General features: G+C 51.4%; 18 protein-coding genes. 12 read left to right on the forward strand and 6 right to left on the reverse strand.

The window, feature by feature from the left end; translation table 11 throughout:
• Positions 1 to 93: 93 nt before the first annotated feature.
• Both FDX09_RS14140 and FDX09_RS14145 read right to left on the reverse strand, forming a co-directional pair.
• Entirely contained in the window at positions 94 to 909 is an 816-nt protein-coding gene (locus tag FDX09_RS14140) for a Cof-type HAD-IIB family hydrolase (protein WP_087857578.1), read from the reverse strand.
• A complete protein-coding gene (locus FDX09_RS14145) occupies positions 909 to 2117 on the reverse strand; it encodes an MFS transporter (protein ID WP_085049177.1) in 1209 nt (402 codons plus the stop codon). Before FDX09_RS14145 ends, FDX09_RS14140 begins: the two co-directional genes overlap by 1 nt.
• Before the next feature lie 85 nt (positions 2118 to 2202).
• Here FDX09_RS14145 and FDX09_RS14150 point away from each other — a divergent pair, with 85 nt between their 5' ends.
• Positions 2203 to 2751 (forward strand): TetR/AcrR family transcriptional regulator, encoded by a 549-nt coding sequence (locus tag FDX09_RS14150; RefSeq protein WP_121528821.1) that lies wholly within the window; start codon positions 2203 to 2205, stop codon positions 2749 to 2751.
• 5 nt (positions 2752 to 2756) lie between these two features.
• Here FDX09_RS14150 and FDX09_RS14155 read toward each other — a convergent pair whose 3' ends face one another.
• Positions 2757 to 3671, reverse strand: coding sequence for a LysR family transcriptional regulator (locus FDX09_RS14155; protein ID WP_137347400.1), 915 nt, complete (start codon positions 3669 to 3671; stop codon positions 2757 to 2759).
• 102 nt (positions 3672 to 3773) lie between these two features.
• Between FDX09_RS14155 and FDX09_RS14160 the strand changes: the two genes are divergently transcribed.
• Positions 3774 to 4688 (forward strand): DMT family transporter, encoded by a 915-nt coding sequence (locus FDX09_RS14160; RefSeq protein WP_137347401.1) that lies wholly within the window; start codon positions 3774 to 3776, stop codon positions 4686 to 4688.
• A gap of 13 nt (positions 4689 to 4701) precedes the next feature.
• Here FDX09_RS14160 and FDX09_RS14165 read toward each other — a convergent pair whose 3' ends face one another.
• Together FDX09_RS14165 and FDX09_RS14170 are read right to left on the reverse strand one after the other, a co-directional pair.
• A complete protein-coding gene (locus FDX09_RS14165; RefSeq protein ID WP_137347402.1) occupies positions 4702 to 5499 on the reverse strand; it encodes an SDR family oxidoreductase in 798 nt (265 codons plus the stop codon).
• Positions 5500 to 5766: 267 nt separating this feature from the next.
• Positions 5767 to 7452: an aspartate:alanine antiporter gene (locus FDX09_RS14170; protein WP_038639225.1), complete on the reverse strand. Its 1686-nt coding sequence runs from the start codon at positions 7450 to 7452 to the stop codon at positions 5767 to 5769.
• A 269-nt stretch (positions 7453 to 7721) separates the two neighbouring features.
• Between FDX09_RS14170 and FDX09_RS14175 the strand changes: the two genes are divergently transcribed.
• Positions 7722 to 8102: an inner membrane protein YbjM gene (locus FDX09_RS14175; protein ID WP_061388467.1), complete on the forward strand. Its 381-nt coding sequence runs from the start codon at positions 7722 to 7724 to the stop codon at positions 8100 to 8102.
• A 34-nt stretch (positions 8103 to 8136) separates the two neighbouring features.
• Here FDX09_RS14175 and FDX09_RS14180 read toward each other — a convergent pair whose 3' ends face one another.
• Positions 8137 to 8400, reverse strand: a complete 264-nt coding sequence (locus tag FDX09_RS14180; protein ID WP_016152408.1) for a GrxA family glutaredoxin — start codon at positions 8398 to 8400, stop codon at positions 8137 to 8139.
• Between the two features lie 173 nt (positions 8401 to 8573).
• Here FDX09_RS14180 and FDX09_RS14185 point away from each other — a divergent pair, with 173 nt between their 5' ends.
• From FDX09_RS14185 to FDX09_RS14225, 9 genes are all read left to right on the forward strand, one after another.
• Entirely contained in the window at positions 8574 to 8864 is a 291-nt protein-coding gene (locus FDX09_RS14185; RefSeq protein ID WP_085049182.1) for a YbjC family protein, read from the forward strand.
• Positions 8848 to 9570, forward strand: a complete 723-nt coding sequence (nfsA, locus tag FDX09_RS14190) for a nitroreductase NfsA (RefSeq protein ID WP_087857572.1) — start codon at positions 8848 to 8850, stop codon at positions 9568 to 9570. Before FDX09_RS14185 ends, nfsA begins: the two co-directional genes overlap by 17 nt.
• A gap of 57 nt (positions 9571 to 9627) precedes the next feature.
• Entirely contained in the window at positions 9628 to 10530 is a 903-nt protein-coding gene (gene rimK, locus FDX09_RS14195) for a 30S ribosomal protein S6--L-glutamate ligase (protein ID WP_038639233.1), read from the forward strand.
• A 90-nt stretch (positions 10531 to 10620) separates the two neighbouring features.
• On the forward strand, positions 10621 to 11097 hold the full coding sequence (locus FDX09_RS14200) for a YbjN domain-containing protein (protein ID WP_038639236.1): 477 nt from the start codon (positions 10621 to 10623) through the stop codon (positions 11095 to 11097).
• Positions 11098 to 11530: 433 nt separating this feature from the next.
• Entirely contained in the window at positions 11531 to 12643 is a 1113-nt protein-coding gene (gene potF / locus FDX09_RS14205; RefSeq protein ID WP_038639239.1) for a spermidine/putrescine ABC transporter substrate-binding protein PotF, read from the forward strand.
• 138 nt (positions 12644 to 12781) lie between these two features.
• Positions 12782 to 13915: a putrescine ABC transporter ATP-binding subunit PotG gene (gene potG / locus FDX09_RS14210; RefSeq protein ID WP_069323238.1), complete on the forward strand. Its 1134-nt coding sequence runs from the start codon at positions 12782 to 12784 to the stop codon at positions 13913 to 13915.
• Between the two features lie 9 nt (positions 13916 to 13924).
• Entirely contained in the window at positions 13925 to 14878 is a 954-nt protein-coding gene (gene potH, locus FDX09_RS14215) for a putrescine ABC transporter permease PotH (RefSeq protein ID WP_069323239.1), read from the forward strand.
• Positions 14875 to 15720, forward strand: coding sequence for a putrescine ABC transporter permease PotI (gene potI / locus FDX09_RS14220; protein ID WP_038639247.1), 846 nt, complete (start codon positions 14875 to 14877; stop codon positions 15718 to 15720). Before potH ends, potI begins: the two co-directional genes overlap by 4 nt.
• A gap of 59 nt (positions 15721 to 15779) precedes the next feature.
• Positions 15780 to 16268 (forward strand): YbjO family protein, encoded by a 489-nt coding sequence (locus FDX09_RS14225; protein ID WP_038639250.1) that lies wholly within the window; start codon positions 15780 to 15782, stop codon positions 16266 to 16268.
• Positions 16269 to 16313: the final 45 nt, after the last annotated feature.

The raw sequence follows: 16313 nt of genomic DNA on the forward strand, positions 1-16313 counted from the left end.
AGTAATCACCGGAGGTAATAATCCAGTGGAGTTAATTTGAGGCGGATTATGAATAGATCATATCATCATTTTGTTGCCGTCTGTGCTGAGGCGTTAATGCGTAAACGGCGCTTCGTTTTTTAATACGCGGTCGATAACATCCAGCACACCCTCTTCATTGTTCGATCCCGCGCGATATTTTGCCGCCTGGACAACCGGTTCGTGAGCGTTGGCCATTGCGAAACTAAATCCCGCCTGACGCAGCATCTCAATATCATTTCCGCCATCGCCAAACACAACAACCTCGTCGTCGCTAATATTCCAGCGTTGTTGCAGCAGGCGCAGACCGTTTGCCTTATGCACACCTGGAATAATTAAATCGATGCTGCCGTAGCCGGTATGCACCGGTACCATGATATCGCCAATTGCCTCATGGAGATCGGCCTGCACCTGCGGGATACGGTCGTCTGAAATATTCAGCCCGAATTTGAAAAAAACGTCGTTGAGATTGTCAAAATTATCTACAAACTCAAGACGATGATAGTACATGGCGGAAACGGATTTATGCTCATCGCTGTATTTTTTGAGCGTATAGGCGCTGTTTTTACCGCAGGCGATAATGTCGATGTCCGTACGGGTCAACAGATGATCCACGATGGCCTTGAAATCGTCTTTTGCCAGTTCACCGTTAAAAATATCTTTCCCTTCACTGACTACCCAACCGCCGTTTTCAGCGACAAATGAGATTTCATTGGCCAGTTCAGGGAAAAAGGAGATGAGCTGGTAATACTGGTTGCCGCTGGCGACGACAAAACGGATGCCTTGTTTTTTCATCTGATGGTATTGCGCCATAAACCGCTCACGGTTATAGGTTTTTTGGTCGCTTAAAAAAGTGCCGTCCATGTCGACTGCAATTAATTTGATGCTCATTAGCTGTTCTCCATCACAGGGGTATTTTTGAGATCCGGTTTCGCCACCGCTTTCGCGACGATGGCGGCGATAAGCACCAGCGCCAGCACCACCAGCATAGCGCTGCGCAGGCCGTAGTGTTCACCCAGATAGCCGAGCAGCGGCGGCCCTACCAGGAACGCCAGGTAGCCGGTGGTCGCCACAACGCTGACGCGGGTTGGCGCATCGGGACCGGTGTCGCTGGCGGCTGAAATGGTCAGCGGGAAGCCGAGTGATGCGCCAAGCCCCCAGAGAATAACGGAAACACCTGCTACCCATGTGCTATCGACAAAAATAATCAGACTGATGCCAAGCGCACCCATCAGCGCGCTGGCACGCACTACCGCGACGCGGCTGTAGCGGTCGATGAACCAGCCGCCGGTGAATCGACCCACGGTCATACCCAGCGTAAAACCAGCATAAATCAGCGAGCCTGATGTCGGGCTAAACCCGTGGCCATCTACCATTAGCAGCGGCAGCCAGTCGTTGGCCGAACCTTCAGCAAACGCCATTGCCAGCACTACGACGCCAATCAGCAGCAACTGAATGTCGCGATAAAAAGGCACGCCTTTTTCGCTGGAGTGAGCGCCGTCAGAGGCATTCTTGCCTGTGCCGTCTGGAATGGCCTTGATGGCGATAAAGATAGGCGTGATTGCCACCATTGCCGCCAGTAAAATATGTAAAGTCGCTGGAACGCTGAAGGCGGTAAGCATCATCCCGACCCCGGCTCCCGCCAGCGTTCCCAGACTGTAAAAACCATGCATCATCGGCAGCACGGTTTTGTTCATTTCGCGCTCAACTGCCGCGCCTTCGACGTTGATGGCGACTTCCGCCGCGCCAAAGCTGGCGCCAAACACGCCCAGGCCAAACGCGAAAAGCCATGCGGAATGCAACCAGAGCGCTGCGCTGAGGATAGCCATCCCGAGGACTGCACAGGACATGGTGGTGCGGATCACTTTACGCGTGCCAAATCGTTTCACCAGCCAGGCCGAACAAAGAATGCCACTCATCGAACCAATTGAGAGTCCAAACAATACCGCGCCCATTTCGGCGGTGGAGATGGAGAGGATATCTCGGATGGCAGGAGTACGCGTTGCCCAGGAAGCCATTAGTAATCCGGGTAAAAAGAAAAACGTGAAAAGCGCCCAGGTGCGACGTCTTAAGGCTTTGCGTGATGAGATGCCAGTCATGAATTCGAGCCAAAGAAAAGAGGGAAGAAGACAACATTAGCAAGACTGTGTACATTTGTACACAAATGCAAGGAGAGGAAATGCAGTGCGACGCGCGAACGATCCGCTACGGCGGGAAAAGATAGTTCAGGCCACCCTGGCGGCGGTAATCGCCTACGGTGTCCATGGGGTTACGCACCGAAAAATCGCCATGATTGCCGGGGTGCCGCTGGGTTCAATGACCTATTATTTCTCAGGAATAGATGAGCTTTTAATGGAGGCGTTCGGGCGCTTTACTGACACAATGTCTCAGCAGTATCAGGCTTTTTTTGCCGACGTTGCGGATGCGCAGGCAGCCTGCCATGCCATTACCGAGATGATTTACAGCTCCCAGGTTACGACGCCCGATAATATGGAACTTATGTACCAGCTGTATGCTTTCGCCAGTCGCAAACCGACGTTGAAAATGGTGATGCAAAACTGGATGTTACGCAGTCAACAAACGCTGGAACAATGGTTTGAACCGGTAACTGCGCGGGCGCTGGATGCGTTTCTCGAAGGAATGACGCTGCATTTTGTCACCGACAAAAAACCGCTGTCGCGGGAAGATATTCTGGTGATGGTGGAGCGTATTGCCGGATTGCCGCAGAGATAAAATTATCAAAATGGTTTGTCGAGGCGGGTAACGGCCTGACGTAAAAAATCGATGACTTTCATCGCCGCTGGCGTCAATGGTCGGGCGGCTATTTTTACCGTCCCGACATCCATATAAGTAATAAAATCATCAATCGTTCTGTGCATAACGCGCAGACCATCCAGTGACCACGGGCGATACACCAGGTCGGATAAAATGGTTATGCCTCTGCCTTTTGCAACCAGGCTTCTTATGGCTTCAAAAGAGTTGCTGCGAAAACTGATATTGGGCGTATAACCACGCTGCTGCCAGTAATTGATGATTACGTCAGGGTACTTATCGGTTTCCAGCAGTAAAAATGGAAGCTTCTCGACGTCTTTTAAACGGATCGAAGATTTGCTCTGTAGCGGATGCCCAATAGACGTCCACAGGCGGCGCTGTGAACGAATAAATGTTTCGATCTCCAGGTCGTTATCATGGCTGATGTTTGAGGTCAGAAGCAGACAAAAATCGACCTTGTGTTCCCGGAGCGCTTGTACCAGTTCCGGTGCTGTAGCTTCATAAAACACGATCTCCAGCAAAGGAAAACGTCGTTCAATATCGTTGAGTATATCCGGGATAAGATAAGCAGAGAGCGTTTCGGCAATGCCTATGCGCACCGTGCCGGTAAGAATTTCACTCCTGTCATGCAGGTCGTCAACAGCCGAGTGGCTACTGTTGATGATGTTGCAGGCATGTGCCAGAAAGCGCTCGCCCTCGGCGGTGAGCTTCACCCCTTTGGGGTAACGTACAAATAGCTGCACGTCTAATGCTTTTTCCAGATTCCGCATGGCAATAGTCATTGATGACTGAGAAATATGACAGCGCGCAGCAGCTTTGGAAATTTGTAATGTTTCTGCAAGTGCGATGTAAAACTCAAGTTGCCTTAGCGTAAATTTCATAGTTTTAATCTATGCACATGGATAAAAACGTTATATTAGCATTCATTTTCACGCCGCCGTAGCCTTGTGGTCATACCGTACAACTGACAATAAGGCGCATATATGCCCTATCTTTTACTCAGTCTGGCTGCCTGTTTTTGGGGTGGAAATTATGTGATTGGTCATCTATTGGTCGCTGAAGTTGATCCCATTGTTTTATCAGCGGCACGCTGGATATTTACCGCGTTATTATTGATGGCGCTCTATTTTCGTCAGGTCGCAGATCAATGGCCGGTGATGAAAAAATCCTTTGGTACTATCGTCTTCCTCGCGCTTTGTGGTCAGGTTCTTTTTCCCTTAACGCTGTATATCGGCCTGCAATATACAACCTCGCTCAATGCGGCGATTTATATGTCCACCACCCCGGCGCTCGTTCTGTTAATCAATAAGTTCTTTTTTAAAGAGCGGATTTCTGCGCGAAATATAGCCGGTGTGATCCTGAGTACAGTTGGTGTTACCTGGCTGGTGTCGCAGGGCGATATGATACACGCGCGGGTATTTGCACATCTGAATCAGGGCGATGTCTGGACCATGGGGTCGGCGGTAAGTTGGGCTGTTTATTGTGCTTTTTTGCGCATTAAACCGCGTGAGGTGAAGGGAAATGCCTTTGTCGCCGTGAGCGCGCTGCTCGGTGCGATGGTGCTTATTCCGGTACTGGCTGTGGAGCTGATGCGCAATGGTATGCCGGGCTGGGATAGCTATGCCAATACAGGCGTTATTACTGGGCTGGCATACCTTGTTATTTTTCCTTCCTGGCTGTCATATCTGTTATGGAACAAAGGGATTAGCGCCATTGGCGCAACCCGCGGAGAGATATATTCACACTTGATCCCACTGAGTGGCGGATTATTTAGCGTTATGTTTTTGCACGTCACTCTGCATTCATATCATCTGGTGAGCGCGTTGGTTATTATGTGCGGTATAGCATTGTGTTCCCGCCCGAGTGCAAAAAAAGGCTCGCAGCAGCGCGCGGCGTAAAAAAGCGAGTAAATTAGCTTACAGTTGCGCCCCCGGTAATATTTACCACTGTGGCGGTTATTGCTCCGGCATGGTCTGAAGCCAGAAAGGTTGTAACCTCAGCGATTTGTGCCAGCGTAGGCAGGCGTCCGAGCATGGTGCCTTGTGCCGCACCGCCTAACCATTGTTCGACGGTTAAACCCATTGACTGTGCTTTCGCGGTGAAAATCTCCCCGGTATAGGAACCGGCCGCTACCGCATCCACAATCGCATGCGAGCGCACGCCGACGACACGAATGTTTTTTGGTCCCGTCTCGCTGGCAAGCGCTTTAATAAACGCTTCTGTTCCTGCACAGCCGACGATATGGCCGAGATGCCCGGGCATTGCCATCGGGGCGGCGGGCGCAACGATGGTGAGAATGACGCCTGCTCGATCGCCGCCCATGTGCGGTGTTACGGCTTTTGCGATATTGAACTGCGCCGCAAGGAAAGGGGTGATACCGCTCATAAACTCAGAGAGGGATAATGCGTCGATGCGCTTGCCCTGTTCATGCATAAAGCCGGTCGCGTTAACCACCACATCAATTCCACCGGTTTGCTGTACCAGGCGGGTAACTTGTGTTGAGGTGTCGTGCTCGTCGAGCACATCGGTGATAAACGTATCGACGGTACCCCCCGCCATTCGCAGGCGACTGGCCGCCCAATCAAGTTTTTCCTGACAGCGCGCGCCCAGGCATACATGGGCACCTTCGCGTGCCATCGCCTGTGCAACCGCGCTACCAATAGCACCGCTGCCGCCGAAGATCACCGCAACCTTTCCAGTAAGCAACATAGTAAACTCCCGTTACCTTTAAGCACCGATTAAAAGTATGTGCCATAACCAGCGTGCTGCAAATTTGGGGAGGAATTACGGGGAGAAGGGGGGATAGCAAATTTCAGGCAACAAAAAACCCATCAACCTTGAACCAAAACGGCGGGGTTGATGGGCTCCACAAATTGGGGACATCAAAGAAAAGCAGTGGCAATAGTTATGACTGACACCTTGAAGAAAAGTTCTGCTGAACTGCAAAAAATTTTCTTTTAAGGGTAATTTTCAGTGCTAACCAAGGCCAGGCCAGACGATGACTATGAGTGTCCCCGCCAGCGTCAGCAGAACGTTGGCAATGGCGTAGGTGCCAGCATAGCCTAATGCCGGGATGTTGCTGCGGGCCGTGTCGCTGATGATTTCCATTGCCGGAGCGCAGGTACGTGCGCCCATCATGGCGCCAAACAGCAGGGCGCGGTTCATGCGCAATACGTAAGCGCCAAACAAGAAACAAATAACAACCGGAACCAGGCTCACAATCAGACCGGCAATCAGCATTTGACCACCCACGGCGCCAAGGCCATTGCCAATGCCGCTACCCGCGCTTAAACCGACGCCTGCCATGAATACCATCAAACCAAACTCTTTCACCATGTTCAGCGCGCCCTGCGGGATATAGCCAAACGTAGGATGGTTGGCACGCAGGAAGCCCAGCATAATCCCGGCGAACAGTAATCCCGCTGCATTCCCGATGCCGAAGCTGAAATTGCTGAACTGGAAGGTGATCATCCCAATCATCAGACCAATGATAAAGAAGGCGCAGAAGGCCAACAGATCGGTCACCTGACTGTGAATGGAAATGAAGCCGATACGATCTGCGATCGTTTTAACGCGACGGGCATCACCGCTCACCTGCAACACGTCACCTTTATTGAGCACGACGTTGTCATCAATAGGCATTTCGATCTGGCTGCGGATCACGCGGTTGAGGAAACAGCCGTGGTCGGTCAGTTTCAACTGGGCCAGGCGACGACCAACGGCATTGTGGTTTTTCACCACAATCTCTTCCGTGACGATACGCATATCGAGCAGATCGCGATCGAACACTTCTTTGCCGTTACGGAAACTGGGATCGAGGCGGGCATGCGCGTCTGGATAACCGACTAAGGCTATTTCGTCGCCCATTTGCAGCACTGCGTCACCGTCCGGGTTAGCCAGGATGCCGTTGCGGCGGATGCGTTCAATGTAACAGCCGGTCTGACGATAAATACCTAACTCGCGCAGGTTCTTACCATCAGCCCATGCTACCAGCTCCGGGCCTACGCGATAGGCGCGGATCACTGGCAGATAAACCTTACGGTTGGCGTCAGTGTCCAGACCTCGTTCACGCGCAATTTGTTGGGCGCTGGTTTGCAGGTCTTGATGCTGAAGTTTCGGCAGGTAGCGCGCACCGACAATCAGACTGACCAGTCCAATCAAATAGGTGAGGGCGTAACCCAGACTCAGGTTATCGAGGGCGGTGGAAAGCTGCGCGCCTGCCATTCCGGAATGGCGCAAGGTATCGCCTGCGCCGACCAGCACCGGCGTGGAGGTCATCGAACCGGCCAGCATACCCGCCGTCAGGCCGATGTCCCAGCCAAATAGCTTACCCAGCCCCAGGGCGATCAGCATTGCGCTACCGACCATCACCAGAGCAAGCATTAGATAATTTTTCCCATCGCGAAAAAAAATCGAAAAAAAGTTGGGGCCGGCTTCGACGCCGACACAAAAAATAAACAGCATAAAGCCGAGATTTAATGCATCGGTGTTAATACTAAAGTGCTGCTGACCTAATAATAGGGACACCACTAAAACGCCAATGGAATTACCGAGTTGGACTGAACCCAGGCGTAATTTACCCAGGCAGAGGCCCAGAGCCAGGACCACAAATAATAACAGGATGTAATTCCCATTTAACAAATCTGCGACGTTTATATTCACTGAGGCTAACTTCTTGTTTACTAGTAAGCTATTGAAAGAAATGGCAATTTACGCTAATGTTTTTGCCAGAAATTAAGGGGCGACAGCACCGCACACAGCCCCGATTAATGCAGCATAACAATATATGCGGATAGTTTAATCTCATTACGTATCAACGGCTATAAGAATCGTGTGGGTGTGTTTTTGGCATGGAATGCCGAGTTACTTTATCTGACTGGACGCCTGCGGGCGAAAAGAGTGTTCGATAGAGAATGTGTCAGGAGGAACGATTGAAACATAAGCAAAGTTGGGCGGGGGCGATCTGCTGCTTTGTGCTGTTTATTGTGGTGTGTCTTTCATTAACGCTAAACGTGAAAGGGGCATTCAGAGCGGCAGGGCATCCTGAGGTCGGGTTGTTGTTTTTTATCTTGCCTGGTGCTGCAGCAAGCTTTTTCTCCCACCGTCGGGAGGTGCTCAGACCTCTTCTGGGTGCAATGTTGGCGGCGCCATGCTGTCTGTTGCTAATGCGGTTCGTTTTTATGCCGACGCGTTCATTGTGGCAAGAACTGGCGTGGTTATTCAGTGCGGTGTTTTGGTGCGCGCTTGGCGCATTGTGTTTTTTGTTTATCAGTAGCTTGTTCAATCAGCATCAACGACGGAAAAAGAACTGATCACGCCCTCCTGCGGAGGGCGTAGAAACAGCTATCAGGCGAACAGATTCATATTCTCTTTTGCCCACGCCTCAAAATCCGTGCAGCCGCCGATGTGTTTTTGATCAACAAAAATCTGCGGAACGGTTTCTACTGGCTTACCTACCGTCTTTTCCAGATCGGCTTTCGTAATACCTTCGGCATGAATATCAATGTAGCGGAAGTTAAAATCGTCATGCTCATTGCTTAATTTTTCTGCTAATTCTTTTGCGCGCACGCAATACGGGCACCCTGGACGACCAAAAATAACGGCAAACATCTCTCTCTCCTCGAACTTATCAGGCCGGATGGCGAATACTTATTATGATGCCGCGATTTGTGACGGATGGAAAGCAGGTTCGGCCTGTTGCTTTGATATCCTCAAGCTATAACTGTTAAACACGACGAGCCGGAACGTTTTATAATAAAAGCCATTTCGCCGGGAGACCGCTTATGCGCACCATTGGTGTATTACCGAAAAGCGTATTGATGCTGGAAATAATGGGGATGGTTTTGTTATCGCTGGCGTTGCTGTCGCTTAACGATTATCTGACCTTACCCGCGCCGCTTAACAGCCCGCTCGCCTTAGTTGTGATGATATTTCTGGGCGTACTGCTGATGCTCCCCGCCGCGGTGATGTTGATGTGGCGCATTGCTCAACTGCTGGCGCCGCAGCTCCTGTCGCGCGCTCCCGACGATTCTTCCCGTTCAGACAGAGAAAAAAGAGATGACGCCAACCATTGATTTAATCCGCAGCCACCGTTCCATTCGCCATTTCACCGAAGAAGCTATTTCTGACGCACAGCGAGAGGCGATTATTGCCGCCGCTCAGGGCACTTCAAGCTCCAGTTTTTTACAGTGCACAACGATTGTTCGGATAACCGATAAAACCCTGCGTGAATCGCTGGCTACCTTATCTGGCGGTCAAAAGCACGTGGCGCAGGCCGCTGAATTCTGGGTGTTTTGCGCTGACTTTAACCGTCATTTGCAGATTTGCCCTGACGCGCAGTTGGGGCTGGCAGAACAACTGCTGCTGGGCGTGGTTGATACGGCGATGATGGCGCAAAATGCGCTGACGGCGGCAGAATCGCTGGGACTTGGCGGTGTGTATATAGGTGGGTTGCGTAACAATATTGAGTCGGTCACGGAATTATTGAAGTTGCCTCAGCACGTTCTGCCGCTGTTTGGTTTGTGCCTTGGCTGGCCTGCGGATAACCCGGATATCAAGCCGCGCCTGCCTGCGTCGCTGGTTGTGCACGAAAACCAGTATCAGCCGCTTGATACAGACGTTTTGTCGCAGTATGACGAACAGCTTGCGCAGTACTATCTGACCCGCGGCAGTAATACGCGTCGTGACACCTGGAGCGATCACATTCGTCGAACCATCATTAAAGAAAGTCGTCCCTTTATCCTGGAATATTTGCATAAACAGGGATGGGCCACGCGCTAAAGATTTCAACCCAGTGTATGATACGCCTGCTTTTACCAGGTCATTGAGAGGTGCAGGGTGAAAATTGCCATTTTGTCCCGGGACGGAACGCTCTATTCTTGTAAGCGCCTGCGTGAAGCGGCGATGCAGCGCGGTCACCTGGTTGAAATTATCGATCCGCTTTCTTGCTATATGAACATCAGCCCGGCGGCGTCATCTATTCATTACAAGGGCCGCCAGCTTCCTCATTTTGACGCGGTGATCCCACGGATTGGTTCAGCGATTACCTTTTATGGTACGGCGGCGCTGCGTCAGTTTGAAATGTTGGGTAGCTATCCGTTAAATGAATCGGTAGCGATTACGCGCGCGCGCGATAAGCTGCGTTCGCTGCAGTTGTTGGCGCGTCAGGGAATCGATTTACCCATTACCGGGATTGCTCACTCCCCGGACGATACCAGCGACATGATTGATATGGTTGGCGGCGCGCCGCTGGTGGTGAAACTGGTTGAAGGTACACAGGGGATCGGCGTGGTGCTGGCGGAAACGCGGCAAGCCGCGGAAAGCGTCGTGGATGCGTTTCGTGGGCTGAATGCTCATATTCTGGTTCAGGAATATATCAAAGAAGCGCAAGGGCGGGATATTCGCTGTTTCGTGGTGGGAGACGAGGTGGTGGCCGCCATTGAACGCCGGGCGAAAGAGGGCGATTTTCGTTCTAATCTCCATCGCGGCGGGGTTGCTACGATTGCGAATATCACGCCGCGCGAAAGAAAAATTGCGCTCAAAGCCGCTCAGACTATGGGGCTGGATGTTGCAGGTGTGGATATTTTGCGTGCAGAACGTGGGCCGCTGGTCATGGAGGTTAACGCTTCTCCGGGACTGGAAGGGGTCGAGAAAACCACCGGGATAGACATTGCCGGCAAGATGATCCAGTGGATCGAGCGCCATGCTACGCCTGAATTTTGTCTTAAAATCGGCGGCTAAACACAATATCGATTGCGATCGTGGTATGACACGCTCTTTTTGCGTAAGCTGTGCCGGTATTTTTTTCATCAATAGAGGTCGCACATTATTATGACATCACTGGTCGTTCCCACTCTGGATACGTTGCGTCAATGGCTCGACGACCTGGGCATGAGTTTTTTTGAATGCGATACCTGTCAGGCGCTGCATTTACCTCATATGCAGAACTTTGACGGCATCTTTGATGCAAAAGTTGATTTGGTGGATAACGTCATTCTGTTTTCTGCAATGGCGGAAGTCAGACCTTCCGCACTGTTGCCACTGGCCGCCGATTTGTCCGCGATTAATGCCAGTTCGCTGACGGTAAAAGCATTCCTGGATATGCAGGATGATAATCTGCCAAAGCTGGTGGTTTGCCAGTCTTTATCCGTTACGCCGGGCGTAACGTTTGAACAGTTTGAGTGTTTTGTTCGCCAGAGCGAAGAGCAGATATCGATGGTGATCCTCGAAGCCGGGGCGCATCAGCTGTTATTTAACGCTGAAGACGATACGCAAAACAGCAATGCTGAAGTCCATTTCCTCCATTAATTCTCCCTGAATCTGGACACATTTTGCGCAGCCGCTACCAGAGCGGTTGCGTACTGCCTGTTTTTATTCTGCGTTTAACCTTTTATTAAAGAATTATTCACTTCCATTCTGCTCCTTCCGCTTTATGTCATAGACAATTCCTGCATAAAAAATTGATAAAAGACGTTTTTTAATCTGGGCTATATCCACAAAACCTGGCTAAAGTTATTCTTGCGAAGCATATAGACGTCAATTCTCGAACTGCCCCGTGTGACCTGAGCTGTGACTACAATACGTGGTGAATGAGTGAGCGGATATCTGCGCGCGATAGCGGCATCGGGAGAGGACTCTCTTTTCATTGATACCGCATGAAAGAATATGCACGTTTCTTGCATATCATTAGAGTGTGACATTTTTGTTCGTTTGTTAACGAACTTTCAGAAGGAAAGAGATTATGACCGCCTTAAATAAAAAATGGTTATCAGGCCTGGTTGTGGGTGCTCTGATGTCCATCTCTGCCGGCACGCTCGCTGCTGAACAAAAAACGCTGCATATTTATAACTGGTCTGATTATATTGCTCCGGATACGGTGGCTAACTTTGAAAAAGAGACCGGAATTAAAGTTATCTATGACGTATTTGATTCCAATGAAGTACTGGAAGGTAAGCTCATGGCGGGTAGCACCGGTTTTGACCTGGTTGTTCCTTCCGCCAGTTTCCTCGAACGTCAACTGACCGCCGGCGTCTTCCAGCCGCTGGATAAGAGCAAACTACCGGGCTGGAAAAACCTCGATCCTGAGCTGCTGAAGCTGGTGGGTAAACACGATCCGGACAACAAGTTTGCGATGCCGTATATGTGGGCAACAACCGGCATTGGCTATAACGTGGACAAAGTGAAAGCGGTGCTGGGGCCAGATGCGCCGGTTGATAGCTGGGATCTGATCCTCAAACCGGAAAATCTGGAAAAACTCAAAAGTTGCGGTGTCTCTTTCCTTGATGCGCCTGAAGAGGTGTTTGCTACGGTACTGAACTATTTGGGTAAAGATCCAAACAGTACCAAAGCAGATGATTACACCGGACCGGCGACCGACCTGCTGTTGAAACTGCGTCCGAATATTCGCTATTTCCACTCTTCGCAATATATTAACGACCTGGCAAACGGAGATACCTGTGTAGCAATTGGTTGGGCGGGGGACGTATGGCAGGCGGCGAACCGTGCAAAAGAAGCGAAAAATGGCGTCAATATCTCTTTCTCAATTCCTAAAGAGGGGGCGATGGCGTTCTTTGACGTGTTCGCAATGCCAGCCGATGCCAAAAACAAAGAAGAAGCCTATCAGTTCCTCAACTACCTGCTGCGTCCTGATGTGATTGCGCATATTTCCGACCACGTGTTCTATGCCAATGCCAACAAAGAAGCGACGGCTCTCGTCAGTCAGGAAGTTCGTGATAACCCTGGTATCTACCCGCCTGCGGATGTGCGCGCCAAGCTGTTCACGCTGAAAGTACAGGATCCGAAGATCGACCGTGTCCGTACCCGAGCGTGGACGAAGGTAAAAAGCGGAAAATAACCTGATGTTTGGGACATGACCCGGCAGGATTTATGCCTGCCGGGCAGTGTTGATCCTAAACACTCCTAACCCGGCAATACGCACCACCGTGGTGCGTTATTTGCACCGTTTCTTTGTTTTATGCCGGAGAGCACCTGAGTGAATGATGCAACCCCACGCCCACACGCGAAAATCCGCAAGGCGCTGACCCCGCTGCTTGAAATTCGCAACCTAACCAAGTCTTTCGACGGGCAACACGCTGTCGATGACGTCAATCTTACTATCTACAAAGGTGAAATATTTGCCCTGCTCGGCGCATCCGGCTGTGGCAAATCGACTCTGCTGCGCATGTTAGCGGGATTTGAACAGCCGACAACCGGGCAAATTATGCTTGATGGCGTCGATTTAGCGCACGTCCCGCCTTATCTGCGACCGATCAATATGATGTTTCAATCCTATGCCCTGTTTCCGCACATGACGGTAGAGCAGAACATTGCCTTTGGCCTCAAGCAGGACAAGCTGCCAAAAGCTGAAATTGCCAGCCGGGTGAATGAGATGCTGGGCCTGGTGCACATGCAGGAATTTGCCAAACGCAAACCGCATCAGCTTTCCGGCGGTCAGCGTCAACGTGTGGCGCTGGCGCGTAGCCTGGCGAAACGGCCGAAGTTGCTGCTGCTGGATGAACCGATGGGGGCGCTGGACAAAAAGCTCCGTGACCGGATGCAACTGGAAGTGGTGGATATCCTTGAACGCGTCGGCGTGACCTGCGTGATGGTAACGCACGATCAGGAAGAAGCCATGACGATGGCAGGGCGGATTGCGATCATGAACCGTGGGAAATTTGTGCAGATCGGCGAACCGGAAGAGATCTACGAGCATCCGACTACGCGCTATAGCGCCGAGTTTATCGGTTCGGTTAACGTCTTTGAAGGACTACTGAAAGAACGCCAGGAAGATGGGCTGATTATTGAGTCTCCTGGACTGGTGCATCCGCTGAAAGTAGATGCAGATGCGTCTATTGTCGATAACGTCCCAGTGTATGTTGCGCTGCGCCCGGAAAAAATCATGCTCTGTGAGGCTCCTCCCCCAGACGGTTATAACTTCGCGGTAGGCGAAGTGGTGCACATTGCCTATCTGGGCGATTTGTCGGTGTATCACGTACGTTTGAAAAGCGGCCAGATGCTGAGCGCTCAGCTACAAAATGAACATCGTTATCGCAAGGGATTACCAACCTGGGGTGACGAGGTCCGTTTGTGCTGGGATGCAGACAGCTGTGTGGTGTTGACGGTTTAAGGAGCGAAGATGAGTACACTTGAACCTCCGGCGCGCGTGGATAAAGCAGGGCGATTCACGCTGCTTATGTCGCGGCTGCAAATGAACCACGGGCGCAAGCTGGTGATTGCGCTACCGTATGTGTGGCTGCTGCTCCTGTTTCTTCTGCCGTTTCTGATCGTCTTCAAAATCAGTTTGGCTGAAATGGCGCGGGCTATTCCACCGTATACCGACCTCGTTTCATGGGCTGACGATCAGCTATCCATCACGCTCAACTTAGCCAACTTCCTGCAACTAACGGACGATCCGCTCTATTTTGATGCCTACCTGCAATCTTTGCAGGTGGCGGGGATTTCGACGATCTGTTGTCTGCTGTTGGGATATCCGCTGGCGTGGGCCGTCGCACACAGTAAACCCTCGACACGCAATATTCTGTTGTTGCTGGTGATCCTGCCGTCCTGGACGTCGTTTTTGATTCGTGTGTACGCCTGGATGGGGATCCTGAAAAATAACGGTGTACTGAATAACTTTCTGATGTGGCTGGGCGTTATCGATCAACCATTGACGATTCTGCACACCAATCTGGCGGTCTATATCGGGATTGTTTATGCCTATTTACCCTTTATGGTGCTGCCGATTTACACCGCGCTGACGCGTATTGATTATTCGCTGGTAGAGGCGGCGCTGGATTTGGGCGCCCGACCGTTGAAAACCTTCTTTAGCGTGATTGTGCCATTGACCAAAGGTGGGATTATCGCCGGATCGATGTTGGTGTTTATCCCGGCTGTGGGTGAGTTTGTAATTCCGGAACTGCTGGGCGGCCCGGATAGCATCATGATTGGTCGTGTGCTGTGGCAGGAGTTTTTTAATAACCGCGACTGGCCGGTGGCATCTGCCGTTGCCATTATTATGCTGCTGTTACTGATTGTGCCAATCATGTGGTTCCACAAATATCAGCAAAAAAGCATGGGGGAACACGGATGAATAACTTACCGGTCGTGCGTTCGCCGTGGCGTATTTTTATCCTGGTGCTGGGCTTTACCTTCCTGTACGCGCCGATGCTGATGCTGGTTATCTATTCGTTTAACAGCTCGAAGCTGGTAACGGTCTGGGCGGGGTGGTCAACGCGTTGGTATGGTGAACTTTTCCACGATACCGCGATGATAAGCGCCGTTGGCATGAGCTTAACGATTGCCGCGGGTGCGGCGACGATGGCGGCAATCCTCGGCACTATAGCCGCCGTGGTAATGGTGCGTTTTGGCCGTTTTCGCGGATCGAATGGGTTTGCTTTTATGATTACCGCACCGCTGGTTATGCCGGATGTCATTACCGGTTTATCACTGCTGCTGCTGTTTGTGGCGCTGGCGCATGCCATCGGCTGGCCTGCGGATCGCGGTATGTTGACCATCTGGCTGGCGCACGTCACCTTCTGTACGGCGTACGTGGCGGTGGTGATTTCCTCACGGTTGCGCGAACTGGATCACTCCATTGAGGAAGCGGCAATGGATCTTGGCGCCACGCCGCTGAAGGTCTTTTTCGTTATCACGCTGCCGATGATTATGCCTGCGGTGATCTCCGGCTGGTTACTGGCCTTCACGTTGTCGCTTGATGATCTGGTTATCGCCAGCTTTGTCTCTGGTCCTGGCGCCACAACATTACCGATGCTGGTGTTCTCCAGCGTACGTATGGGGGTTAATCCGGAGATCAACGCGCTGGCGACGCTGATTCTTGGCGTGGTAGGAATCATCGGATTTATCGCGTGGTATCTGATGGCGCGAACAGAAAAACAACGGATTCGCGATATCCAACGTGCAAGACGCGGCTGAAAAAACTAAAATCTGCCAACCTGTCTATACGGCGCCGCTGTGGTGGCTGCGCCGTTTTCATGGAAGACGACGCGTTGGGATTTTTTAAGAAATCATCCACATCACATGCTCGCTTAAACGTCCCTGCGTTGGTGCAGGTGGCGGCGCTGGCTATTATCATGATCCGCTGTCTCGATCTGTTGATGATTTTTAATACGCTAGGGTTGCGTGGAACCAGCGAATTTATTCATCGCAGCGTGCAGACCTGGAATTTGACGCTGGTGTTTCTGGGCAGCCTGGCGCTGCTGTTTATTGAAATCTACTGCGCATTTTCGCTGGTGAAAGGACGTAACTGGGCGCGTTGGGTCTATCTGTTGACCCAGATTATCGCCAGCGTTTATCTGTGGGCGGCCTCGTTGGGTTATGGTTATCCGGAACTGTTCAGCATTGCGGGAGAGTCCAGACGTGAGATCCTGCGTACGCTGGTGATGCAAAAGTTGCCGGATATGCTGGTGTTGCTGCTACTGTTTGTTCCCGCGTCCAGTCGGCGGTTCTTCCGTTTGCAGTAAATGTGGTCGGTGTTGTTTGTAGGCCGGATAAGGCGTTTACGCCGC

This window comes from Citrobacter sp. wls717 (genome assembly GCF_005280955.1).
In the GTDB taxonomy this organism is placed as follows: Bacteria; Pseudomonadota; Gammaproteobacteria; order Enterobacterales; family Enterobacteriaceae; genus Citrobacter; species Citrobacter werkmanii.